Source organism: Flavobacterium sp. FG68, assembly GCF_057808895.1.
On sequence record NZ_JBMDIY010000045.1, the window covers coordinates 25866 to 49456 of the forward strand.

The 23591-nt window shown below is 33.0% G+C and carries 24 protein-coding genes; 15 read left to right on the forward strand and 9 right to left on the reverse strand.

The window, feature by feature from the left end:
• Window positions 1–84: 84 nt before the first annotated feature.
• The gene (locus tag ACODSB_RS21830) at window positions 85–717 is read left to right on the forward strand and encodes an IMPACT family protein (RefSeq protein ID WP_053474078.1); all 633 of its coding nucleotides are present in this window, start codon (window positions 85–87) and stop codon (window positions 715–717) included.
• 31 nt (window positions 718–748) lie between these two features.
• Here ACODSB_RS21830 and ACODSB_RS21835 read toward each other — a convergent pair whose 3' ends face one another.
• The gene (locus tag ACODSB_RS21835; protein ID WP_053474055.1) at window positions 749–1153 is read right to left on the reverse strand and encodes an acyl-CoA thioesterase; all 405 of its coding nucleotides are present in this window, start codon (window positions 1151–1153) and stop codon (window positions 749–751) included.
• 186 nt (window positions 1154–1339) lie between these two features.
• Between ACODSB_RS21835 and dnaA the strand changes: the two genes are divergently transcribed.
• The 11 genes from dnaA to scpA all read left to right on the forward strand — a co-directional run bounded on the left by dnaA (window position 1340) and on the right by scpA (window position 11687).
• Window positions 1340–2767: a chromosomal replication initiator protein DnaA gene (gene dnaA, locus ACODSB_RS21840; protein WP_011921525.1), complete on the forward strand. Its 1428-nt coding sequence runs from the start codon at window positions 1340–1342 to the stop codon at window positions 2765–2767.
• Window positions 2768–2776: 9 nt separating this feature from the next.
• On the forward strand, window positions 2777–3244 hold the full coding sequence (locus tag ACODSB_RS21845) for a low molecular weight protein-tyrosine-phosphatase (protein WP_053474056.1): 468 nt from the start codon (window positions 2777–2779) through the stop codon (window positions 3242–3244).
• A 73-nt stretch (window positions 3245–3317) separates the two neighbouring features.
• Window positions 3318–4031 carry an SAM-dependent methyltransferase gene (locus ACODSB_RS21850; RefSeq protein ID WP_488938570.1) on the forward strand — a complete coding sequence of 238 codons (714 nt, stop codon included), beginning with the start codon at window positions 3318–3320 and terminating at the stop codon, window positions 4029–4031.
• A gap of 21 nt (window positions 4032–4052) precedes the next feature.
• Window positions 4053–4520, forward strand: a complete 468-nt coding sequence (locus ACODSB_RS21855) for an energy transducer TonB (protein WP_488938571.1) — start codon at window positions 4053–4055, stop codon at window positions 4518–4520.
• A gap of 33 nt (window positions 4521–4553) precedes the next feature.
• Entirely contained in the window at window positions 4554–5681 is a 1128-nt protein-coding gene (locus tag ACODSB_RS21860; protein WP_488938572.1) for a methionine aminotransferase, read from the forward strand.
• A 74-nt stretch (window positions 5682–5755) separates the two neighbouring features.
• Entirely contained in the window at window positions 5756–6637 is an 882-nt protein-coding gene (locus ACODSB_RS21865) for an SDR family oxidoreductase (RefSeq protein ID WP_053474060.1), read from the forward strand.
• 274 nt (window positions 6638–6911) lie between these two features.
• A complete protein-coding gene (gene udk, locus ACODSB_RS21870; RefSeq protein ID WP_053474061.1) occupies window positions 6912–7520 on the forward strand; it encodes a uridine kinase in 609 nt (202 codons plus the stop codon).
• 94 nt (window positions 7521–7614) lie between these two features.
• Entirely contained in the window at window positions 7615–7947 is a 333-nt protein-coding gene (locus tag ACODSB_RS21875) for an FtsB family cell division protein (protein ID WP_053474062.1), read from the forward strand.
• 16 nt (window positions 7948–7963) lie between these two features.
• Window positions 7964–9325 carry a methylmalonyl-CoA mutase subunit beta gene (locus ACODSB_RS21880; protein WP_488938573.1) on the forward strand — a complete coding sequence of 454 codons (1362 nt, stop codon included), beginning with the start codon at window positions 7964–7966 and terminating at the stop codon, window positions 9323–9325.
• 37 nt (window positions 9326–9362) lie between these two features.
• Window positions 9363–9536 carry a hypothetical protein gene (locus ACODSB_RS21885; protein ID WP_180859719.1) on the forward strand — a complete coding sequence of 58 codons (174 nt, stop codon included), beginning with the start codon at window positions 9363–9365 and terminating at the stop codon, window positions 9534–9536.
• Between the two features lie 12 nt (window positions 9537–9548).
• Window positions 9549–11687, forward strand: a complete 2139-nt coding sequence (gene scpA, locus ACODSB_RS21890) for a methylmalonyl-CoA mutase (RefSeq protein ID WP_488938574.1) — start codon at window positions 9549–9551, stop codon at window positions 11685–11687.
• A 49-nt stretch (window positions 11688–11736) separates the two neighbouring features.
• Here the strand turns inward: scpA and ACODSB_RS21895 are convergent, their stop codons facing one another.
• The 5 genes from ACODSB_RS21895 to dapF all read right to left on the reverse strand — a co-directional run bounded on the left by ACODSB_RS21895 (window position 11737) and on the right by dapF (window position 15850).
• Entirely contained in the window at window positions 11737–12381 is a 645-nt protein-coding gene (locus tag ACODSB_RS21895) for a hypothetical protein (protein ID WP_053474066.1), read from the reverse strand.
• Window positions 12382–12480: 99 nt separating this feature from the next.
• Window positions 12481–13398 carry a DUF2279 domain-containing protein gene (locus tag ACODSB_RS21900; protein WP_488938575.1) on the reverse strand — a complete coding sequence of 306 codons (918 nt, stop codon included), beginning with the start codon at window positions 13396–13398 and terminating at the stop codon, window positions 12481–12483.
• A gap of 2 nt (window positions 13399–13400) precedes the next feature.
• Window positions 13401–14441 (reverse strand): endolytic transglycosylase MltG, encoded by a 1041-nt coding sequence (gene mltG / locus ACODSB_RS21905; RefSeq protein WP_180859713.1) that lies wholly within the window; start codon window positions 14439–14441, stop codon window positions 13401–13403.
• A gap of 10 nt (window positions 14442–14451) precedes the next feature.
• A complete protein-coding gene (locus tag ACODSB_RS21910; RefSeq protein ID WP_073484255.1) occupies window positions 14452–14985 on the reverse strand; it encodes a GNAT family N-acetyltransferase in 534 nt (177 codons plus the stop codon).
• An 82-nt stretch (window positions 14986–15067) separates the two neighbouring features.
• Complete coding sequence (dapF, locus tag ACODSB_RS21915) at window positions 15068–15850, reverse strand: diaminopimelate epimerase (protein ID WP_488938576.1); 783 nt, start codon at window positions 15848–15850, stop codon at window positions 15068–15070.
• A 172-nt stretch (window positions 15851–16022) separates the two neighbouring features.
• Here dapF and ACODSB_RS21920 point away from each other — a divergent pair, with 172 nt between their 5' ends.
• Together ACODSB_RS21920 and ACODSB_RS21925 are read left to right on the forward strand one after the other, a co-directional pair.
• Window positions 16023–17423: a trypsin-like peptidase domain-containing protein gene (locus tag ACODSB_RS21920; RefSeq protein WP_053474071.1), complete on the forward strand. Its 1401-nt coding sequence runs from the start codon at window positions 16023–16025 to the stop codon at window positions 17421–17423.
• A gap of 219 nt (window positions 17424–17642) precedes the next feature.
• Window positions 17643–19091, forward strand: a complete 1449-nt coding sequence (locus ACODSB_RS21925) for a glyceraldehyde-3-phosphate dehydrogenase (protein ID WP_488938577.1) — start codon at window positions 17643–17645, stop codon at window positions 19089–19091.
• Between the two features lie 67 nt (window positions 19092–19158).
• On the opposite strand, the gene ACODSB_RS21930 is transcribed toward ACODSB_RS21925, so the two are convergent.
• Window positions 19159–19836, reverse strand: coding sequence for a hypothetical protein (locus ACODSB_RS21930; RefSeq protein ID WP_488938578.1), 678 nt, complete (start codon window positions 19834–19836; stop codon window positions 19159–19161).
• A gap of 47 nt (window positions 19837–19883) precedes the next feature.
• Window positions 19884–20342, reverse strand: coding sequence for an Lrp/AsnC family transcriptional regulator (locus ACODSB_RS21935; RefSeq protein WP_053474073.1), 459 nt, complete (start codon window positions 20340–20342; stop codon window positions 19884–19886).
• A 199-nt stretch (window positions 20343–20541) separates the two neighbouring features.
• Here ACODSB_RS21935 and ald point away from each other — a divergent pair, with 199 nt between their 5' ends.
• Window positions 20542–21660 (forward strand): alanine dehydrogenase, encoded by a 1119-nt coding sequence (gene ald / locus ACODSB_RS21940; RefSeq protein ID WP_256635846.1) that lies wholly within the window; start codon window positions 20542–20544, stop codon window positions 21658–21660.
• A gap of 120 nt (window positions 21661–21780) precedes the next feature.
• Here the strand turns inward: ald and pafA are convergent, their stop codons facing one another.
• The gene (pafA, locus tag ACODSB_RS21945; RefSeq protein ID WP_488938579.1) at window positions 21781–23400 is read right to left on the reverse strand and encodes an alkaline phosphatase PafA; all 1620 of its coding nucleotides are present in this window, start codon (window positions 23398–23400) and stop codon (window positions 21781–21783) included.
• Window positions 23401–23591: the final 191 nt, after the last annotated feature.

A 23591-nucleotide genomic window follows, 5' to 3' on the forward strand; every position in this document is an offset into this window, starting at 1 on the left:
AGATTATTTACAACAGTTAAAAAAATCCTTTTAATCCCTTTAATCTGTGGCTAAAAAAACAAAATACAATTTAGAATATTAGATTTGGAATATAACGATACGTATCAAACCATTGCCAGTGCATCTGAAGAAGTTCTTTTTAAGGAAAAAGGAAGTAAATTCTTTGGTTATGCATTTCCTATAGAAAATGAGGATGAAGTAAAACCTATTATTGAGGACTTAAGAAAACTCCATCCGCATGCTGTACATTATTGTTACGCTTATCAATTGGGGACGGCTCCAAAAATTTCGTATCGGGCTAATGATGATGGAGAACCAAGTAATACTGCCGGTGCACCTATATATGGACAAATACAATCTTTTGGTGTAACCAATATACTTATAGTTGTGGTTCGCATTTTTGGCGGTACAAAATTAGGAGTTGGCGGCTTGATCGCAGCTTATCGAACAACGGCGCAAATGACATTAGAAGTTTGCGAAATTGTTGAAAAAACAATTGATGTTCAGTTTTTAATTTCTTTTGATTATAAAAACATGAACAAGGTAATGCGTGTTATAAAGGAAAAAAAGCTGGACATAATTTCTCAGGAAATGGAAATCGATGAAGATTCAGGACTGCCAATTGGTAAGATAATGACTAAAACACGAAAAAAAAATGCCGAATCTATATTCGACATTTTTGATTTAATGTTTGAAATCGATATTAAAATTGTGTAATTTAGTATAAAAACGTGCTTCGTTTTAACAATTACGTTAGCGTTTTGAACAATTCCAAAATATAATCCGGAGGGGCAGTTGGGCGACCCGTTTTTAACGAAATAAATACTAAAATAAACACTGCGGTTGTTAATAACTCATTTGCTTCATTATAGATTTCGCAGTCGAATTCGATCTTAACAGATGACTGACTTTTGAATGTTGTATGAATTGTTAAAAGCTCATCATAACGCGCTGATTTTTTATAGTTGATCTGCATCGAAACAATTGGAAGCCCAATTCCGCTTTCTTCCATACTTGCATACGAAATCCCTTTATTTCTAAGCCATTCCACGCGTCCAATTTCAAAATAAGGCACATAATTTCCGTGATAAACGACCCCCATTTGGTCAGTTTCGGAGTAACGAACACGCACTTGCGTTTGATGATTTTTCATTATTTATACATTAAAAAATTTAAAATTACTGAAGTTCTCTTACAACATTTTTTTATAAAATTAGATACCAAAATATTTTTTTTTACAGAAATTTGTTCACATATTTGTTATCCTGAAAAACGGAAAAATTTTGCTCCTATTTTATAGGAGAATCTTTATCAATAATAAAAAAATTTATTTGAATCTATGACTAAAACTGCTCAATCGGTATGGGAAAACTGTTTGTCTTTTATAAAGGACAATATTCAAGATCAGGCATACAAAACTTGGTTTGAACCAATCAAATCAGTTGAGCTAACCGACAACGCGTTATATATTCAAGTACCAAGTAAATTTTTCTACGAATGGCTCGAAGAGCATTACGTAAAATTATTGAAAGTTGCACTTACCAAAGAACTGGGAAAAAACGCAAAGTTACTCTATAAAATTAAAATGGAGAACACTTATGGAAATAAACAGCCGTTTACCGAGCAGCTGCCAAGTTCTAACAGAGTTCCTATGAAACCACAAGAAGTTGACGCTCCGTTTAAAAATTTAAATCCTGAACTTAAGAATCCGTTTGTAATTCCTGGTATCAGAAATTTAAAAATTGAATCTCAGTTAAATCCTAATTACAGCTTTGATAATTTCCTTGAAGGAGATTCAAACCGTTTAGCCCGTTCTGCAGGTATGGCTGTTGCCAACAAACCTGGAGGAACTTCATTTAATCCTTTGTTGATTTTTGGAGGAGTTGGTTTAGGAAAAACACACTTAGCGCATGCTATTGGTGTTGAAGTAAAAGACAAATATCCTGAAAAAACGGTTTTATATATTTCTGCCGAGATTTTCACACAACAATATATTGATTCGGTTAAAAAGAACAATCGTAACGATTTCATTCACTTTTACCAATTAATCGACGTTTTGATTATTGATGATGTTCAGTTTTTATCTGGAAAATCAGGAACTCAGGACGTATTTTTCCACATTTTCAACTATTTGCACCAAAACGGAAAACAGGTAATTTTAACTTCTGATAAAGCTCCTGTAGATATGCAGGATATTGAACAGCGTTTGTTATCCCGTTTTAAATGGGGATTGTCTGCAGAATTGCACCAGCCTGATTATGAAACCCGTATCTCGATCTTAAAAAACATTTTATATCGTGATGGTGTTGATATGCCGGAAGACATTTTAGAGTATGTTGCACGGAATATCAAGTCTAACGTAAGAGAATTAGAAGGTGCTATTATCTCGTTAATTGCTCAGTCTTCTTTCAACAAAAAAGAAGTTACGATTGAATTAGCGAAAAGTGTAGTTGAGAAATTTGTTAAAAACGTAAAGAGAGAAATCTCTATTGATTATATCCAAAAAATTGTGTCTGATTATTTTCAGCTGGATATTGAAACTCTTCAATCTAAAACCAGAAAAAGACACGTTGTTCAGGCAAGACAATTGGCTATGTTTTTTGCAAAGAAATTTACAAAAGCTTCTTTGGCAAACATTGGTTCACAAATTGGAGACCGCGATCACGCTACCGTTTTACATGCTTGTAAAACCGTTGATAATTTAGTTTCTACAGACAAACAATTCAAAAAATTTGTCGAAGACATCAACAAAAAACTAACGCTATAAACGCGAATCATGCCAGTAAAAGTTTTAATGGTTTGTTTAGGAAATATCTGCAGATCTCCTTTAGCAGAAGGAATTTTAGCATCAAAATTACCTAAAGATAAATTTATTGTTGATTCTGCCGGAACAGGATCATGGCATATTGGCCACGCTCCAGACAAACGTTCGATTGCTGTCGCCCAAAAAAACGGTTTATGCATTGACGGTCAAAAAGGAAGACAATTTAAAGCCTCTGATTTTGACGAATTCGATTATATTTACGTTATGGACAGCTCGAATTTACGTGACGTCCTTCATCTTGCCAAAACTCCTGAACATAAAAATAAAGTTCGTCTTATTCTAAACGAATTATTTCCAGACGAAAATGTAGATGTTCCAGATCCTTATTACGGAGTCGCTAACGGATTTGATAATGTTTATCAAATGCTGGACGAAGTATCTGAAATTATTGCCCAAAAACTTATCGAAAAACATTCATAATTAAATTTGTATTTCAATTGCTATTTATAGAATTGAAATACATTTTTTGTTTTAATTTATAAAATATCTCAAAATGAAACTTCTCGGAAAACTATACTTAATTCCAACTACAATGGGCGAAAGCGATCCGATGGATGTTTTACCACAAACCGTAAGAAGAGCAATAGAACTTATTGACCACTATATTGTTGAAAATGATAAAACAGCCAGAAAATCTATAAAAGCAGTTTATCCTGAAAAAAAACAATCGGAATTGGTACTTTTTACCCTAAATAAAAGAACAGAACCAAGCGAACATTTAGATTTTATCAAGCCTTTATTAGAAGGAAAAAACATGGGATTAATGAGCGAAGCCGGATGTCCGGGCGTTGCTGATCCCGGTGCTGTCATTGTAAAACTGGCACATGAAAAAGGAATTCAGGTTGTGCCTTTAGTCGGCCCTTCTTCTATCCTATTGGCGATGATGGCTTCTGGAATGAACGGTCAGAGCTTTACTTTCAACGGTTATTTACCAATTGATAAAGACGAGAAAAAATCGGCATTGAGACATTTTGAGAAATTATCTCTCGATAAAAACCAATCGCAGATTTTTATTGAAACACCTTATAGAAACAATAAATTAGTGGAAGATATTTTGCAAATCGTAAATCCTTCAACACATTTATGTATTGCAACTGATATTACGCTGCCAACAGAGTTCATAAAAACAATGAAAATTTCGGATTGGAAAAAATTAAAAGTAGATTTACATAATCGACCGACGATTTTTATTATTCATAAAATGTAAACTAACTTTAAAACCATCATAATGAAAAAATTTCTTCTGCTAATTTTGATTTGTTTTGCACAAAATATATTTGCTCAAACTCCAAAAACAAAAACTGACGATATCCTCACAGTTGACGAACCTACTGATAAAGCTTACCCAGAAGGCGATGTCCCTAATGATGATTATAGCGTTTACAATACTGCTGGAATAGATATCAAACCTGATTTCCCGGGAGGAATGATTGAATTCAATAAATTTGTTGAGAAGAATTTTAAAATTCCTGCAAGTAATCCAGAATTAAAAGGAAAGGTTTATGTCACTTTTGTCATAGAAAAAGATGGTTCATTAAGCGATATTAGAATATTGAGAGATATTGGTTTCGAAACAGGAAGGGAAGCAATACGTGTTTTAAAAATGTCTCCTAAATGGAGTCCTGGAAAACAAAACAATAAAAACGTTAGAGTTCTTTATTCTGCGCCTATGTATGTAAATAGTTCTCCAAAATAATTACTCCAAGTTTTCCCCAAATCAAACTTTATCATGAGTAAACTTCCAAACGTAACCACAAGCATTTTTACGGTAATGTCAAAAATGGCAGTCGAATATAATGCGATAAATCTTTCACAGGGATTTCCAAATTTTCCTGTTGATGAAAGATTAACGGATATTGTTGCCCGATTATCAAAGGAAAATGTACACCAATATACTCCAATGGCAGGTTATCCGCCATTGATGAATAAAATTGCAAAGCTGATTCAGGATTCTTATAAAAGAACAATCAATCCTGATTTAGAACTTTTGGTTACGGCCGGCGCAACGCAGGGAATTTTTACTTCAATTTTAGCTTTGGTAAAAGAAAATGACGAAGTAATTATTCTCGATCCAAGTTATGATTCTTACGAATCTCCTGTTTTACTTTGCAAAGCAAAACCAGTTCGTGTGGCATTAAACGATGATTACACGCCAAATTGGGAAACAATCGAAAAAGCCTGTTCTGCAAAAAGCCGAATGATTATCATCAATAATCCGCATAACCCAACAGGAAAAATATTGAATGAAGCCGATTTTCTTCAGCTTGAAAAAATACTTTCAAAATATCCTAATATCATTGTTTTATCTGATGAAGTTTATGAATACATCACTTTTGAAGAAAAACATATTTCGGCACATACCAAAAACTTTCTTTTAGATCGTTGTATTATGGTTTCATCTTTCGGGAAATCATTTCATATTACTGGCTGGAAAATTGGCTATACCATTGCTCCCGAATATTTAATGAAGGAAATTAAAAAAGTACATCAGTTCTTGGTTTTCAGTGTCAACAGTATTTCACAATTTGCCATAAGTGAATATTTAGATGTTGTTGATGTTAATTTTCTTGGGAAATTCTATCAGGAAAAAAGAGATTACTTTCAAAAACTTCTCAAAAAAAGCAAATTTCAATTAAAACCATGCGAAGGAACTTATTTTCAGGTTGCTTCTTATGCTAATATTTCAGATGAAGATGATGTAACCTTCTGCAAAAATCTAATCATCAATCATGGCGTTGCTGCCATTCCTATTTCAACTTTTTACTCTGATCATAAAGATCAAAAATTAATACGTTTTTGCTTTGCCAAAGACGATTTTACTTTAGAATCTGCCGCAAAAAAACTATGTGATATATAAAGTTTATCAAAATTTTATAACAATATTATGCGTGCATCCTATTTTTTTAATTAATATTGTAAAAAAAGAAAAGTATGAGCTATACAGATAAAATGTTACGTGACGACGCTTTAAAAGGAAAAGTCATTGTAGTTACAGGCGGCGGAAGCGGTCTAGGAAAAGCAATGACTAAATATTTTCTTGAATTAGGCGCACAAGTTGCGATAACTTCAAGAGATTTAGAAAAGCTGAAAACTACTGCAGCAGAACTTGAAAGTGAAACTGGCGGAAAATGTTTACCACTTCAATGTGACGTTCGTCATTATGAAGAAGTAGAAAATATGCTTCAGGAAACTTTAAAAGTTTTTGGAAAAGTAGATGTTCTTTTAAACAATGCAGCCGGAAATTTTATTTCTCCAACAGAACGTTTATCTGCAAATGCATTTGATACTGTTATAGATATCGTACTTAAAGGTTCTAAAAACTGTACGCTTGCTTTTGGAAAACACTGGATTGATACGAAACAAACATCGGCAACGATTTTAAATATTGTTACGACTTATGCCTGGACAGGATCTGCTTATGTCGTGCCAAGTGCGACTGCAAAAGCTGGAGTTTTAGCCATGACAAGAAGTCTTGCTGTAGAATGGGCAAAATACGGAATTCGTTCTAATGCGATTGCTCCGGGACCATTCCCTACTAAAGGGGCTTGGGACAGATTATTACCAGGAGATCTTTCTGAAAAGTTCGATATGGCAAAAAAAGTGCCGTTGAAACGTGTGGGAGATCATCAGGAATTAGCCAATTTAGCAGCTTATTTAGTGTCTGATTTTTCAGCTTATGTAAATGGTGATGTCATTACGATTGATGGCGGCGAATGGTTAAAAGGTGCCGGACAATTCAATTTATTAGAAGCAATCCCAGAAGAACTTTGGGATCAGCTTGAAATGATGATTAAAGCAAAGAAGAACAAATAATTACAAGTGCTTACTAAATTCAGAATATTTTTTTAAACTATACTGATTGCACCAAATCCCGAAGGTTTACTTTCGGGATTTTTTTTATATTTTTCACCATATAAGTAATAATCTTTTAACCATATAAGTGATATAAGTTCAGTTAAGTATTATTTTACTTAAATATTTTGCTGCTTAAATTTACTTACTTTACTTATATGGTTAAATTACATTATATGTTTAGCAATTCAGTTAAATTATTATTTTTGCCAAACAAATATCAAACAAAAATTTTATGCTCATTATTGGAATTGCAGGAGGAACAGGAAGTGGAAAAACAACGGTAGTACACCAAATCATGAACGAATTACCAGACACTGAAGTGGGCGTAATTTCTCAGGATTCGTACTATAAACAAACCGATAATTTATCATTTGACGAAAGAGCATTAATTAATTTTGATCATCCGCGTGCAATCGATTTTGAATTATTGGTAAGACATCTTAAAGCTTTAAAAGCGGGAGAAACTATCGATCAGCCAGTTTATTCTTTTATTCAGCATAACAGAACTGATGATACGGTTTCAACTCATCCAAGAAAAGTAATGATTGTTGAAGGTATTTTAATTTTGACAAATCCGGAATTGCGTGAACTTTTTGATATCAAAATTTTCGTTCATGCAGATTCAGATGAAAGATTAATTCGTCGTTTAAAAAGAGATATTTCAGAACGCGGACGTGATATCGACGAGGTTTTAAACCGTTATCAAAACACGTTAAAACCTATGCATGAGCAATTTATCGAGCCATCAAAAGCATTTGCAGATATTATTATCCCAAATGATAAATACAATACGGTAGCAATTGATGTAGTTCGCGCTGTAATTAATCAGAGAATTTCATAATTTTTATCGTAAATTTAAACCATAAAAAGGATACCGGCTCTATCGGGGCTAAAAAGACCAATCAAATTCAAAAGAAATAACAGGTTTATAAAAAATGAAAATAAAAAATCCATATAAAGACAAAAAATGGTTCAAATATCTAGGCAATAAATACGTCTGGGTTTTGCTGTTTTTTGTGATCTGGATGTTGTTTTTAGATAATTACTCCTATTTTGATCATCGCTTTTTAGACGGGCAGATTAATGAATTACAAGACAATAAAAAATATTATCAGGAAGAAATAAAGAAAGATCAGGAACAGATCAAACAACTTAAAAATCCTGAACAAATAGAAAAATATGCTCGCGAAAAGTACTTTATGAAAAAAGACAGCGAAGATATTTACATTATCCAGTTTGAAGGAGATACCATTCAAGATAAAGAATAAACACAAAAAACACTAAATGGCCACTAACCTATTCGACGATTTTAATCCGATTTCATCCAAACAATGGAAACAAAAAATTCAGTTTGAATTAGATGGAGCCGATTATAACCAAACCGTAATTTGGAGTTCTCCAGAGGATATTCAGGTAAAACCTTTTTATCACAGTGACGAATTTACCAAAAGTGCTGCTGTTCACACTCAGGCTTCAGAATTTAAAATCTGTCAAAATATATTTGTTCACGACGTTGAAAAATCTATCAGCAGAGCAATAAATACGATTGAAAGAGGTGCCGAAAGTTTACGTTTTACGATCCAGAACGAAAATACCGACATTCAAAAATTATTAGAAAATCTTCCTTTAGAAAATAGAACCGTTTATTTTCATTTGAGTTTTCTCTCAATCGATTTCGTAAAAAAACTGGATGCTATTTCTGCTCAAAAAAACGCAACATTTTATTGCAATTTAGATCCAATTGGACAATTAGCCCGCGACGGAAACTGGTTTACAACATCGGATAAAGATAATTTTGAAACGCTTGAAAAAATTTCAAACCAAACCAAACTTCCATTTCTTAGTGTAGATTTAGGTTTGTATCAAAATTCAGGAGCTAATATCACCCAGCAAATTGCCTACAGTTTAGCGCATGCCAATGAATATTTAAACCGTTTCTCAACTTCAACAAAACCAATCGTTTTTGAAATAGCTGTTGGAACTAATTACTTTTTTGAAATTGCAAAACTTCGTGCTTTACGAATGCTTTTCAAATTAATTGCTGCAGAATACAATCCTGATATAGATTGTCATTTTTTGGTTACGCCAACCAAACGAAATAAAACCATTTACGATTACAACGTAAATATGCTTCGAACTACAACCGAATGTATGTCGGCGATTTTAGGCGGAGCCGATGCTGTGGCTAATTTGCCTTACGATGCTTTATATCATAAAGACAACGAATTTGGAGATAGAATTGCCCGAAATCAGCTTTTAGTTTTAAAACATGAAAGTTATTTTGACAAAGTCGATAATCCAGCCGATGGAAGTTATTATATTGAAAGTTTAACAATGCAATTGGCAGAAAAGAGTTTAAACTTATTTAAAGATATTGAAGCTGACGGAGGTTTCCTAAGACTTTTAAACGACGGAACGATCAAAAAGAAAATTCAGGAAAGTGCTGCTAAAGAACAGGAATTATTCGATTCTAAAAAGGAAGTTTTATTGGGCACCAATAAATATCCGAACAAAGAAGACAGAATGAAACATGATTTAGAATTGTTTCCGTTTGTAAAAATCAAACCTAGAAAAACATTAATTACACCAATTATAGAAAAAAGATTAGCTGAGAAACTGGAACAGGAAAGACTTGAGCTTGAGTAAAATTAACTTCAATTAATTGAATATAAGCCTAAATATTATGGAAAAACTTATAAAAATAATATCAGCTGAAAATGGCGAATCTGAAATTCCAAAGTGGCAAATTAATGAGGTAAGAAAAAGAACAGAAAACTATTTAAAGAATCCAAATAATGCGAATGATATTGATGATTTTTTAAAAGAAATTGAAAGTGATTTAAACCTATTTAAATAACAATTTTTACAATTGAGAAAAGACCTTAAACATATAAAGTTAGAAGTTAAAAGTCATGAGTTAAGTGAACAAACTCATAACTCAAAACTCATAAGTCAAAACTTCACCACAGCCGAAGGTATTGAACTTAAGAAAAGCTATTCTGAAAAAGATATAGAAGACTTAGAGTTTCTGGATTTCGGAGCTGGCTTTACACCCAATTTACGCGGACCTTACGCTACAATGTATGTTCGTCGTCCGTGGACGATTCGTCAGTATGCCGGATTTTCGACTGCAGAAGAAAGTAATGCTTTTTACAGAAGAAATCTTGCCGCGGGTCAAAAAGGACTTTCAATAGCTTTTGATTTACCAACACATCGCGGTTACGACTCAGATCATGAAAGAGTGGTTGGTGATGTTGGAAAAGCCGGAGTTGCTATCGATTCTGTTGAAGATATGAAAGTATTATTCGATCAGATTCCGTTAGATGAAATGTCGGTTTCAATGACTATGAACGGAGCTGTTTTACCCATTATGGCATTTTATATTGTGGCTGCCGAAGAACAAGGTGTTGAATTGAATAAACTTTCGGGAACTATTCAAAATGATATATTGAAGGAATTCATGGTGCGTAATACTTATATTTATCCGCCAACGCCTTCAATGAAAATTATTGCCGATATATTTGAATTTACGAGCAAAAAAATGCCGAAGTTCAATTCTATCTCAATTTCCGGATATCATATGCAGGAAGCCGGAGCAACGGCTGATATTGAATTGGCTTATACTTTAGCAGATGGTTTAGAATATATTCGAACTGGATTATCGACTGGAATGACAATTGATGAATTTGCTCCACGCCTTTCTTTCTTTTGGGCAATTGGAATGAATCATTTTATGGAAATTGCAAAAATGAGAGCCGGCCGAATGATTTGGGCAAAACTATTGCAGCAGTTTAATCCGAAAAGTGATAAATCATTAGCCTTAAGAACGCATTGCCAAACCAGCGGATGGAGTTTAACAGAGCAAGATCCGTTTAATAATGTAGCCCGAACTTGTATTGAAGCTACTGCAGCAGCTTTTGGGGGAACACAGTCTTTACACACCAACGCACTCGATGAAGCAATTGCTTTGCCAACTGACTTTTCGGCAAGAATTGCACGAAATACACAGATTTATTTACAGGAAGAAACGAAAATTACCAAAACAGTTGACCCTTGGGGCGGTAGTTATTATGTAGAATCTTTGACCAATGAGATTTTAGAAAATACCTGGAAATTAATTGAAGAGGTCGAAGAACTGGGCGGCATGACAAAAGCAATTGAAGCCGGAATTCCGAAACTTCGAATTGAAGAAGCGGCAGCTAGAAAGCAAGCAAGAATTGACAGCGGGCAGGATATTATTGTTGGCGTAAATAAATTTAGATTAGAGAAAGAAGATCCGCTGCATATTTTGGATGTTGATAACCAAATGGTTCGTAAACAACAAATAGAGCAACTTGAAAATATTAAAGCAAAAAGAGATACTGAAAAAGTAAATCAATCACTGGAAAAATTAATTCATTGCGCTAAAACCGGAGAAGGAAACTTATTAGAAATCGCTGTTGAAGCTGCCAGAAACAGAGCAACACTAGGCGAAATAAGTGATGCTCTTGAAACTGTTTTCGGAAGGTTTAAAGCGCAAATTAAATCATTTAGCGGTGTGTATAGTGCAGCAATAAAAAATGACGAGAATTTTGAAAAAGCAAAACAATTAGCAGATGCTTTTGCAAAACAAGAAGGAAGACGCCCAAGAATTATGATTGCCAAAATGGGACAAGATGGTCATGATCGCGGTGCAAAAGTTGTAGCAACCGGTTATGCCGATGTAGGTTTTGATGTTGATATAGGCCCATTATTTCAAACTCCGGCTGAAGCAGCAAAACAGGCTGTAGAAAATGATGTTCATATTTTAGGCGTTTCATCACTTGCTGCAGGGCATAAAACATTGGTTCCGCAAGTTATTGAAGAACTTAAAAAACATGATCGCGAAGATATTATGGTAATAGTTGGCGGCGTAATTCCTGCACAGGACTATCAATTTTTATTTGATGCAGGCGCTGCAGCTGTGTTTGGGCCGGGAACTAAAATAAGTGAAGCGGCTATTAAAATTTTAGAAATCTTAATTGACTAAAATATTCAAAAAAAATCCCGAATTATCATTCGGGATTTTTTTTTAGTTTTTAATCGTTTATTGTCGCATTACTGTCTGCTTCAATAAAAGAAAGATCATAGCCGGCAAAATCTCGCATATAACTTTTTAAAGAAGTTCCGAAAGCATCTCTAAAATGCCTGTTTCCTCCATGTTTAAAAAAGTTTTTTACTGATCCTGCACCTCCTAGATGTGCAGCTGCTAAAATACCAGATTCTGTAATTTCAACACCATTAATAACTTTTCCTTCGTACTTTTCGATTTCATTACGTAAAATCCATTTGTTTTTGGATAATAACGCAACAAAAGCTTTTTCCTGTAATGCCGGATCTGTTAAGAAGTCTTTTTCATTTCTGACTCCAATGGCGCGTAATGCTTTTGAACCAAATTGATATTTTCCCATGTAACCCAGTGAATTTACCATTCGGTATTTTCCCTGTGATTCTTTGAAAGCTACTGCTTCTTTAAAACCGATAAGATGATTTCCAGTGTATGGGACGTTTAGATTTACTTTAGGATAATCATCCTTTTCTAAAGATGGAAAAATGTATTCTGATCCATCTGTTTTTTCTGTTAGAAACCACGGTTTGGTTTCGACACTAAAGGGTTTAAAACCCAAACTTAAAAATGTAATAATAACGATTAAACTCGCATAAAAATACCACTTCTTTATCATAAATTGTTTTTCTTCAAAACGCTGTCACCTTTTTGAAATTTCTACGGTGCAAAGGTAATGAAAAACAAAAAAATCTGATATTCAGTAGTTTAACAGAAATTAAAAATAGAGTGCATGTGCTTTAAAGCCTTTATTGGCGGAGTATTCGAGAGTTGGAGCGGGAATTTTTATTGTGTTAAAAACAGAAAAAATAGTTTTCAAAAAATGCGATTTTGTGTCAATTTTAGCTAAATTTACATCAAAAGAAAGAAAAAACTGACGGTATCTTTCTGGATTTTCGACCGAAATTGGAATATCATTCTGAACATTTCCGGAAACCATTCCTTCCGCTCCATATCCAAAAGCAACATTCAGCCACTTTGGAATTTTGCTCTCTTTTGCAAAAGAATGAAGATTGACAGAAAGCCAATAAGTTTGTCCGTTATAATCTTTTAAAATCTCCTCATTTAATGATTTCCCTAAAAGATTAGGGCGCATACTCGCATATTGCGTTGTATGAAATGAAAATTTTGGAATGATACGCTGTTCTTTCCACAATAATTCCTGAGAAACATACAAACCTGTTCCAGTCGCATTCGTAATAATATCGCCCGGAGAAGCACCCCATTGTGATGAATACCCGTCTAAAACTTCAACTGCAGTTAAAAAGGCAAAGCCTAAACCTGCCCCATAAATCAATTGTTTTTTTTGATCCGCGCCGCTCCAGTTTAGCATTTCAGCACCAAATCTTCCTAAATGATAAGCAGAATACATATGCCCGACTTTATCCATTTGAAGCCATTCATTGTTATCATTTATAAAATGAAACTTTGATCTTGGATAATCAGCATACCAAATTTGATTTAAACCCAATAAAGTAGCCGAAGCCAAAGCAGTCTCAGTTACTATTACTGTATTTTGTCTTTTTTTATTTAAGGTATCAGATGGAGTTAAAAAGCTTTCAATCTTATTTTGAGAAAAAGATTGAAAGCTTAAAATAAATAAAACCGATAATAAAAGGTATTCTTTTAAATTCAAAACTATCTTGTTACGCCTTGACTAGCAATCCAGTCTGAATATTTTTTTGCATTTTTTGTGTGCTCTGCATAATTTGAAGCAAATTCATGGTAGCCAAAACGATCAACGCTTGCACAAAAATAGATGTAATCATTTTTCTCTGGATTTAAAACTGCTTCAAGTGCTGTAATATCGGCCATAGCAATTGGTCCCGGAGGAAGACCGATATTTACGTAAGTATTGTATGGAGATTTCATAACCAAATCATTATAAAAAACTCTTTTTATAACCTGATCAAAATTATTATCTCTTAATTTTAAAGCATAAATTACGGTTGGATCTGCCTGTAGTGGCATTTCTAAACGTAAACGATTTAAGTAAACACCTGCAATACGAGGTCTTTCGTCTTTTTTAACTGATTCTTTGTGAACAATAGAAGCCAAAATAGAAACCTGAACCGGAGTTAGACCTTGTTTTTTTGCTTCTTCAATTCTTTTATCTGTCCAAAAATTATGATATTCCTTGATCATTTTATCACGGAATTTTTCTGCAGATGTATTCCAATATACTTCGTATGTATTTGGAATAAACATAGCGAAAACATTTTCTTCATTAAATCCGTTGTCTGATAAAAATTTAGGATCTCTAAAAGCTTTCAATAAAGATAAACTGTCGGCTTCGATTTCAGAACCAACTCTTCCTGCAAAATTCTCCAGACGTTCCTGATTGTTAAAAGCTAATTTAACTGGAACATTTGAACGCATTGCGCGAACTAAGTCAATGTTATTCATGTCTTTTTTCAAAAGAAAACGTCCTGATTTTACATTTTCAGGATAACTTCTTTTGCTGGCAACCAGTTCAAAATTGTCAAAGTTTTTGATATATGGTTCTAATATTTTTTTTACATCGGTATAATTTGCTCCGGTTGGAACGTGAACGTAAACTTCTTTTTCTTCAAATTTTGTATTGGCACTAAAAATTTGGCTGATTAAAATAAAACCGTAAATCAGTAAAACAGAAATTACGGCTACGGCAGCTAGTGTGATTATTTTTTTTAATTTCAAAGCTATTAGTTTAAATGTTTTTATTGATTAACTGAAAGATTGCTTCGTCTTGATAGTGGTTATTTAGCAAAATCCAGTCTTTTTTAATTCCTATTTTCTCAAAACCAAATTTAGTAAAAAGAGCTATACTTGCTTCATTATTTGTACTAATATTTGCATAAAGCTGATGCAGATTTAAATTAAAAAAAGAATATTTAATTAGAAGTTCTAATGCCTCAGAACCAATATTTTGTCTTCTGTTTTTATTTTTTTGAATGACAATACCAACTCCTGCCCTGTTATTTCTTGGATCAAATTCAAATAAATCGATCAATCCAATCGCCGGAAAATCTTCGTCCTGACAAATTGCTAAGCGTAATTGTTTCGCTTCATAAATATCTTGTTGTGCATTTTCAAGATATTGACGAATTAAAAATCGGCTATATGGCGTATTGGTATTGCTGACTTCCCAAATGCTTTGGTCATTTTCCATCGAATGCACAAAGCCTAAATCTTCAGGTTCTAGTGCACGCAGATAAATGGTTTCGCCTTTGAGTGTGATCATTTTGCAATTTTAGATTTTAGATTGTTGATTTCAGATTATTGATTGTCAATTTTGGAATTTGGAATTTTAGAATATTGGAATTTTATATTTCTATAGTTCCTTTGAAAACAAATTTTGCTGGTCCGGTTAGGAAAACATTGGTAAAATGATCTCCTAATTTATCGAAAGAAACAACTAATTTTCCTCCTTCAACATTTAAGTTGATTGAAGTTTTGTCTGTTTGTCCAATTGCATTCATGGCAATTGCTACGGCTGTTGCTCCGGTTCCGCAGGCTAAAGTTTCGTCTTCCACTCCTCTTTCATAAGTACGAAGAGAGAAAGTATCATTATCAACTTTTTTTACGAAATTAACATTGCTTCCTTTTTCTCCGTATAAATCTCCGTAACGAATGGCTGCTCCGTTTTCTTTTACATTATAATGTTCTAAATCGTCAACAATTTGTACATGATGTGGAGATCCGGTATCTAAAAAAGTATAAGAGTCATTTTTTTGCACTTTATCAACATCGATCATCTGAAGCGAAACAATTGCATCATTTCCTACTGACGCATGGTGTAAACCATCTGTAGCAATAAAAGTAGTTTTATCGTCGATAACTCCCAATTGATTTGCAAAAGCTACCAGACAGCGGCCTCCATTGCCACACATTGAACTTTGGTTTCCGTCTGAATTATAGTAAACCATTCTAAAGTCAGTTTCAGAGTCATTTTCTAACAAAATTAGGCCGTCAGCTCCAATTCCGAAACGTCTGTCGCACAAGCGTTCAATCAACTTTACATCTTCTTTTGGGAAGAAATTAGATCTGTTGTCGATCATTACAAAATCGTTGCCTGTACCTTGATATTTATAAAATTCTAATTGCATTTTTTATTCATTAAGAAATACAAAAGTACGAAGAATCTATGAAGATTAATTAATGAAATGTTAATCAATGTTAAAGAGAGTTAAACCATTTTTTCAAATAATTTTTTGGCATAATTTTACGTTATAAATGTTAAAAACAAATCCCTAAATAACTCAAAAACATAAATGTAATATGAAAAGATTTTCAACCTTATTTCTAGTTTCACTACTAAGCGGTGCTACTACGCTTGGTGCTTACAAGTTATTATTTGATGGCAGTGATTCTTTTTTTGGAAAAGGAAACTCTGTTGTTACCCTGGCTCCTAATTCATACGGAAGAACCGTTGGATTACCTGGTGAAGCAGTTGATTTTACTGAAGCTGCAGACAAAACAATTCACACGGTTGTTCACGTAAAAAATGTTTCGAGAAGAACGGTAAGTAATCCTATGATGGAATTTTTCTACGGTTATGGCGGACAGCAGCAACAAGAACAAGTAGGAACCGGATCTGGTGTTATTATTTCTGAAGATGGATATATCGTGACAAACAATCACGTTATTAAAGATGCATCTGAAATTGAAATTACTTTGAACAATAAAAAATCGTACAAAGCAAAATTAGTTGGTACAGATTCTAAAATGGATATTGCCTTATTAAAAATAAGTGCCGATGAAAAATTACCTTACACTGCTTTTGCAAACTCTGATTCGGTAAAAATTGGAGAATGGGTTTTGGCAGTTGGTAATCCGTACAATTTAACTTCAACAGTTACTGCTGGAATTGTTTCGGCGAAAGCCAGAAATTTAGACCAAAGCGGAATTCAATCTTTCATTCAAACTGATGCTGCTGTAAATCCGGGGAATTCTGGTGGTGCATTAGTAAATACAAGAGGTGAATTAATTGGAATTAATACGATGATTTCGTCTATGACAGGATCGTATGTTGGATATTCTTTTGCAGTTCCGTCAAATATCGCTCGAAAAATTATTGAGGATATTATGGAATATGGAAATGTTCAAAGAGGAATTCTGGGTGTTGAAGGCGGTGAATTGAACAGTACGGCTTCAAAAGAATTAGGAATTACTGAAACACAAGGTTTCTACATTAATAAAGTTTCTAAAAATTCTGGTGCCGAAAAAGCAGGTCTTACAAAAGGTGATATTATTGTAAAACTGGACGAGCAAAACATTTCGACTTTTGCTGATCTTTCAGGTTACATCAATACAAAACGCCCGAATGACGTTGTAAAAGTAACTTATATTAAAGACGGAAAAACTAAAACGGTTCCAGTTACTTTAAGTAAAAATGAGTTTTTCAGTACTGAATTTAAAGGAATTGAATTAGAAAATATTGATGCTGCTGATAAAAAGAAATTCAAAATTGATTATGGTGTAAAAATTAAAAACATCACAAATGAGAATTTAATGCAGTATCAAAATGAATTACAGGGAAATATTATTTTGAGTATCGATAACGTAAAAGCAACAAATGTTGAAACTGTTTCTAAACTTTTAAATAAAAAAGACGAAGGACAAAGTGTACGTATCGAAATGATCAATAAAAACGGAGAGATATTTAGAATTATTATTTAAAAATTAGTCGCAGTATTCAGTCACAGTTTACAGTCTCAAAAAACTGTAAACTGTGACTGCGACTGAAAAGTCAAAAAAAAGCCATCTTAGAAATAAATAAGGTGGCTTTTTTGTTTTGAAAAATAAATGCTAAAATAGTTTACGAAATCGATTGAAATGGATACTTTTGCGCCAAATTATAAAATAAGTGAGTGTTTTATTATTTCAATTTAATCAATTATGAGCAAAAATTCTTTGTACCAAAAAGAGGTATCATTACAAGTCGACCGAAGAAGAGCTGGTGTCGAATTAATTAAAGTGATAAGTGATTTATGGTATGACAAATCCATCGAAATGGTTTTATTTAAAAATCAGTTATTGGATAAAAATGTCAGCGATATTATCAATCTTCATCAATATGCGGGTGAATTTGTGGGTAAACCTATCACCATTTTCGATTCGGTCGAAATCGCAAAAGTTGTTTTGTCTTTAGATCTTCCGCCTGCGAAAATAGATCTTGGAAAATTAACTTATGAGTATCATTTAGAAGATGAGAAATATCCGGACGCAAGATATTTTGTGATCGAAAAATTGAAAAAATCAAAAACTTCACAAGAAATTCAGCCTAAAGATGTTGTTCTTTATGGTTTTGGAAGAATCGGACGTTTATTGGCCAGAGAATTAATGTCTAAAACCGGAAAAGGAAATCAATTGCGTTTAAGAGCGATTGTGACCCGAGATAAAAATGACGCTGTAACTTTAGAGAAACGTGCTTCTTTATTGCGTCATGATTCCATTCACGGAGATTTTCAGGGTTCTGTAATTGCAGATGCCAAAAACAATGCATTAATAATCAATGGAACTACGGTTCATATTATTTCAGCAAATTCTCCGGAAGAAATTGATTATACGGAATATGAAATTAATGATGCTTTAGTAATTGATAATACGGGAGCATTTACAACTGAAGAAGCTTTAAAAAGACATTTAACATCAAATGGGGTTCATAAAGTTTTATTGACTGCTCCGGGAAAAGGTGTTCCAAATATTGTGCACGGAGTAAATCATAATGATTATAATCCAGATGAAAATAATATTTTCTCTGCTGCATCCTGCACAACAAATGCTATCACGCCGGTTTTAAAAGTTATTGAAGATACTTTGGGTGTTGTAAAAGGACATTTAGAAACTATTCATTCTTATACCAACGATCAGAATTTGGTTGATAATATGCATAGAAAATATCGTCGCGGAAGAGCTGCAGCTTTAAACATGGTAATTACAGAAACTGGTGCCGGAAATGCTGTTTCAAAAGCTTTACCGTCTTTAGAGGGAAAATTAACTTCAAATGCTATTCGGGTTCCGGTTCCTAATGGTTCTTTAGTGGTTTTAAATTTAGAAGTTAAAAAAGCAACGTCTATTACTGCTATCAATAAAATCATGAAAAAATATGCTCTTGAAGGAGAACTCGTAGAGCAAATTAAATATTCACTTAATAATGAATTGGTTTCATCTGATATTGTGGGAACTTCGGCTCCTTCAATTTATGACAGTAATGCAACTATTGTTTCAAAGGATGGAAAAAACATTGTACTTTATATTTGGTACGATAATGAATACGGTTATAGTCATCAAGTTATTCGTCTTGCAAAATATATTGCCAAGGTAAGACGTTATACTTATTATTAATTCAATCTAACTACTTACTTAAACCATCAAGTTTACTTGGTGGTTTTTGTTTTTTATGATTGAAAATCTAAAATCTATAATCCAATTTTAAATTCTTATCTGAGGTTATTTTTTCAAAAGCAAACAACGGCTTTCCAGAAGTTATTTCTATTGTTACTTTCACTAAAAGAAGATCTCCAATTTTTATACTATTTAAAAAAGAAGATTTAAGAAAAGTATGTGTCCCAAAATTAGAAAAAGCAATACTTATAAAATTCTCTGTTTTGTCTATTTTAATGTCTATAACACTTAAAGTCATTTCATAAGACTCACTTATTCTTTTAGCATAAAATATTTTTTTCTTAGAATACATATAAGGAAGAATATGTAATTCAACCACATTGCCTCCTTGCAATCTATCACAAAATATATCTCCAATACTTGTAGTAGTAAATTTATCTTTTTCGTCAACTGTATACCAACAAGTTCCATTGTGTATGGAACACACATATGTTAGAATTCCTTTTACAACATATTTTTCGTTATTTTTTAATACTATTAAATATTTGATTGAAAAAATGTGCGGAATTATTATGCAAGCTAAAATCAGTGGTAAAGAATTTATAAAAATTTCGCTAGAACTCCAAGAGATTGCTATATAACAATAAACTAGAAAGATTATAATTCCTGGGCATGAAAAAAACAAAAATAATAAATAGATGTTTTTTCTATCCCGAGTATCCAATGGTTTTATTTTGTATCCCATCTATATTTAATTTCAAAACACAAATATATAAATATTTTACTACAAAACTAAATAGGTAAAACAGTTGTGCTTTTTACTTCAGATATTACAAAGACGGTATTTATAAGTGAAACTTCAGGTAAAACAGATAATTTCTTTTGATGAAAATGATGATAGCTTTCCATATCTGGAATTATAATTTTAAGCATATAATCGAAATTTCCTGAAACATAATTGCACTCTACAACTTCAGGTAAATTTAAAATGGACTGATTAAATCCTTCAGAGGTATCATAAGTCTGTTTGGTAAGCGTAACCTGGCAGTAAACTGTTAAATTATTTCCGAGTTTTTTCTTGTCTAAAATCGTAACGTATTTTTCTATAATCCCATCTTTTTCAAGACGTTTCACCCGATCGTGAACCGGAGTTAAAGACAAATTTATTTTGTTTGCGATGTCTTTTAAAGTATAGTGCGCATCTTCCTGTAAAAGACGTAAGATTTTTTTGTCAATTTCATCTAAAGCCATAACGAAAACGTTTTATTAGAGTAGTATTTTTTAGTTTTTTTTTCTTTTTGAAGAATAAATTACGGGTCAAAACAGAATAATTTTCTGTAAAAGTAAAAAATAAAATAATATTTTCTTATTTATTAATCGGTAAACCATAATTTATTCTCTCTCTGTAGCTTTGTAAAACAAATTCAATAAAAAACAAAAAATATATCAAATGATAATAGGTGTTCCAAAAGAAATAAAAAACAACGAGAACAGAGTTGCTTTAACTCCTGCTGGTGTTTCTGAAATGAAAAAACATGGACATACAGTTTATGTACAAGCTACTGCTGGTTTAGGTAGTGGTTTTGCGGATGAAGAATATGCGCAAGCTGGTGCTGTAGTTTTACCAACTATTGAAGAAGTTTATGCAATTGCAGAAATGATCATCAAAGTTAAAGAACCAATTGCATCTGAATATGAATTAATCAAAAAAGATCAATTATTATTTACTTATTTCCACTTTGCTTCATCTGAGCCATTAACTCATGCAATGCTTGAAAAAGGTGCAGTTTGTTTAGCTTATGAAACTGTTGAAAAAACAGACCGCAGCTTACCATTATTAGTTCCAATGTCTGAAGTTGCAGGTCGTATGGCTATTCAACAAGGAGCAAAATACCTTGAAAAACCATTAAAAGGAAGAGGAATTCTTTTAGGTGGTGTCCCAGGTGTTCCACCAGCAAAAGTATTAGTTTTAGGTGGAGGAATTGTTGGAACTCAAGCAGCAAAAATGGCTGCTGGTTTAGGAGCACAGGTTACTATTATGGATTTAAGTTTGCCACGTTTACGTCAATTAGATGACATTATGCCAGCAAACGTTAATACAGAAATGTCTAATCATTATAATATTACAAGAGCAATTAAAGATGCTGACTTAATTGTTGGAGCAGTTTTAATTCCAGGGGCAAAAGCACCTCACTTAATTACACGTGATATGCTTAAATTAATGCGTCCGGGAACTGTTGTAGTTGACGTTGCTGTTGACCAAGGTGGATGTATCGAAACTTGTACTCCTACAACTCACGAAAACCCAACTTTTATTATTGATGATATCGTACACTATTGTGTAGCAAATATGCCAGGAGCTGTTCCTTATACATCTACTTTAGCTTTGACTAATGCTACTTTGCCTTATGCAGTACAATTAGCAAACAAAGGATGGGAAAAAGCTTGTGCAGAAAACGAAGAATTGAAAAAAGGTTTAAATATTGCTAACGGAAAAATCCTTTACAAAGGAGTTGCTGAAGCATGGAACCTTCCTTTTAATGAAGAATTAGTATTGGCAAACGCATAGTGCCAATATTATATAAGTGCTTACTAAGCAATAAAGTAAAAAGGCTTTTCGTAATGAAAAGCCTTTTTTTATGGCATAAAAAAAACCTGTCTTGAAAGACAGGTTTTTCTCATTTATAGTTTATTTCTTTTCATCTAAAACTTCTTGCAATACTTTTGCTTCAGTTCCATTAGGGAAAGTAACTTTAATTTTTTGTGCAATTGTTGGTGCTATTTCTGTAATAGCCTTTTTATCGTAAGATTCTCCTTTTTTAATATGCCATCCGTAAAAAATAGCTGGAACATGAGTGTCATAACTATATATTGTACCGTGTGAAGTTCCTGTAGTAGCATATTCAATATCTCCGGGCTTGTCAACAATAACAAGATCTCCATTTTGAGTTACATCATAGCCTTTTGCTACAAAATTCAGAGAATAATCGTTTCCGGCATTGGCTAAAATTTCTTCTTCAGTATACACCTTTTTAACTTGTGGCTGAAAAATTAAAAACTCTTTAAAAGCTTGTTTAACTTTTGCTAATTCTAAACCTTTATCTTTTATAATTTGTTTATTGAAGAAAACATTGAAATTTGAATAGTTTAAAATTAAATCAACTCCGAAAGTTTGTGTTGAGAAATCCTGCATACTTTTCTTTACATCTTTTGACGGATAATTATCTACATTATACTTGCGGTCTTTTAAATAAATTACATTCTCAGCACCTGCATGGTCTGCGGTTAAGAAAAGTAAATAGTTTCCTTTTCCAACTGTTTTATCTAAATACGCTAAGAAATCGGCAATAGTTTGATCTAATCTCAAATAAGTATCCTGAAGCTCCATAGATCTTGGACCAAGTAAATGTCCAACATAATCTGTAGAAGAAAAACTAACCGTCAAGAAGTCAGTATTATTATCTTTTCCAAGATTTTCTTTTTCGATTGCTCTTTTAGCAAAATCAGCAAGTAAATCGTTTCCATAAGGAGTTACACGAATGACTCCAGCATCATTTTTCTCATACATTGATTTTAAATCATATGGAAAAACTGGAGCTGCACTTCCATATAATTTACCTTCATAAGGATTATTATCAGGAAGACTTTCATTGTATACGGAAGCTGGTTTGTATAAATCCCAACCTTTATTAATGTATTTTAGGTAGTTTTTTTCGTTATTGAATTCTGATACCCATTCCGGTAATTTTTCTCCGTAAAAAGTACTAGAAATAAACGACCCGGTTTTACTGTACCAAAATGCCCAATTTGCAAAATGTCCAGCTGGTAAAATTGCACCACGGTCTTTAAGACTCATTCCGATAACTTTTCCATTAAAGTTGGTAGCCATACGAACTTCGTCTGTAATTGTAGTAGCTTGAAGATTTTTAGGAGACATTGCACCTTCTTCCGCAGTTCCGTCTCCAACAGTTTTTACACCAGCATCGTCTGTACAATACATGTCTTTACCAAGAGCTCTGCTGAACCATTCGTTACCAACAATTCCGTGTGTAGCAGGTGTTGCGCCAGTATATATAGAAGCGTGTCCTGGCGCAGTGTAAGTTGGCATATAATTATAATGCATATTCTGGAAAACAAATCCATCATTCATTAATCTCTTAAAACCATTTGGGGAAAAATCATCTGAAAATCGATATAAATATTCCATTTTCATTTGATCAACTACAATACCTACGACTAATTTGGGACGTTGTTGCGCACTTAAATTTGTAATAACAAAAAGTGTCAACAGTAAAATACTTTTCTTCATGTTTAATAAATAATTTAAACACAAAAATACTCAATCCTATTTAAAACTTCTAAAGTATGAATGATGAAGAACAAACAATTGACTATAATTTAACAGTTTAGTTTTGTAATCTAAGCCACATTTAGGAAACATGTAAAAAACAAAAAACCCTATCCGTTTTGGATAGGGTTTTTCAAAAGAAAGGCGACGAC

Bases quoted from the DNA above. Each gene is read 5' to 3' on its own strand.
- ACODSB_RS21835 (WP_053474055.1), bottom strand. From the start codon at position 1,153: ATGAAAAATCATCAAACGCAAGTGCGTGTTCGTTACTCCGAAACTGAC.
- dnaA (WP_011921525.1), top strand. From the start codon at position 1,340: ATGACTAAAACTGCTCAATCGGTATGGGAAAACTGTTTGTCTTTTATA.
- ACODSB_RS21845 (WP_053474056.1), top strand. From the start codon at position 2,777: ATGCCAGTAAAAGTTTTAATGGTTTGTTTAGGAAATATCTGCAGATCT.
- ACODSB_RS21850 (WP_488938570.1), top strand. From the start codon at position 3,318: ATGAAACTTCTCGGAAAACTATACTTAATTCCAACTACAATGGGCGAA.
- ACODSB_RS21855 (WP_488938571.1), top strand. From the start codon at position 4,053: ATGAAAAAATTTCTTCTGCTAATTTTGATTTGTTTTGCACAAAATATA.
- ACODSB_RS21860 (WP_488938572.1), top strand. From the start codon at position 4,554: ATGAGTAAACTTCCAAACGTAACCACAAGCATTTTTACGGTAATGTCA.
- ACODSB_RS21865 (WP_053474060.1), top strand. From the start codon at position 5,756: ATGAGCTATACAGATAAAATGTTACGTGACGACGCTTTAAAAGGAAAA.
- udk (WP_053474061.1), top strand. From the start codon at position 6,912: ATGCTCATTATTGGAATTGCAGGAGGAACAGGAAGTGGAAAAACAACG.
- ACODSB_RS21875 (WP_053474062.1), top strand. From the start codon at position 7,615: ATGAAAATAAAAAATCCATATAAAGACAAAAAATGGTTCAAATATCTA.
- ACODSB_RS21880 (WP_488938573.1), top strand. From the start codon at position 7,964: ATGGCCACTAACCTATTCGACGATTTTAATCCGATTTCATCCAAACAA.
- ACODSB_RS21885 (WP_180859719.1), top strand. From the start codon at position 9,363: ATGGAAAAACTTATAAAAATAATATCAGCTGAAAATGGCGAATCTGAA.
- ACODSB_RS21895 (WP_053474066.1), bottom strand. From the start codon at position 12,381: ATGATAAAGAAGTGGTATTTTTATGCGAGTTTAATCGTTATTATTACA.
- ACODSB_RS21910 (WP_073484255.1), bottom strand. From the start codon at position 14,985: ATGATCACACTCAAAGGCGAAACCATTTATCTGCGTGCACTAGAACCT.
- dapF (WP_488938576.1), bottom strand. From the start codon at position 15,850: ATGCAATTAGAATTTTATAAATATCAAGGTACAGGCAACGATTTTGTA.
- ACODSB_RS21920 (WP_053474071.1), top strand. From the start codon at position 16,023: ATGAAAAGATTTTCAACCTTATTTCTAGTTTCACTACTAAGCGGTGCT.
- ACODSB_RS21925 (WP_488938577.1), top strand. From the start codon at position 17,643: ATGAGCAAAAATTCTTTGTACCAAAAAGAGGTATCATTACAAGTCGAC.
- ACODSB_RS21930 (WP_488938578.1), bottom strand. From the start codon at position 19,836: ATGGGATACAAAATAAAACCATTGGATACTCGGGATAGAAAAAACATC.
- ACODSB_RS21935 (WP_053474073.1), bottom strand. From the start codon at position 20,342: ATGGCTTTAGATGAAATTGACAAAAAAATCTTACGTCTTTTACAGGAA.
- ald (WP_256635846.1), top strand. From the start codon at position 20,542: ATGATAATAGGTGTTCCAAAAGAAATAAAAAACAACGAGAACAGAGTT.
- pafA (WP_488938579.1), bottom strand. From the start codon at position 23,400: ATGAAGAAAAGTATTTTACTGTTGACACTTTTTGTTATTACAAATTTA.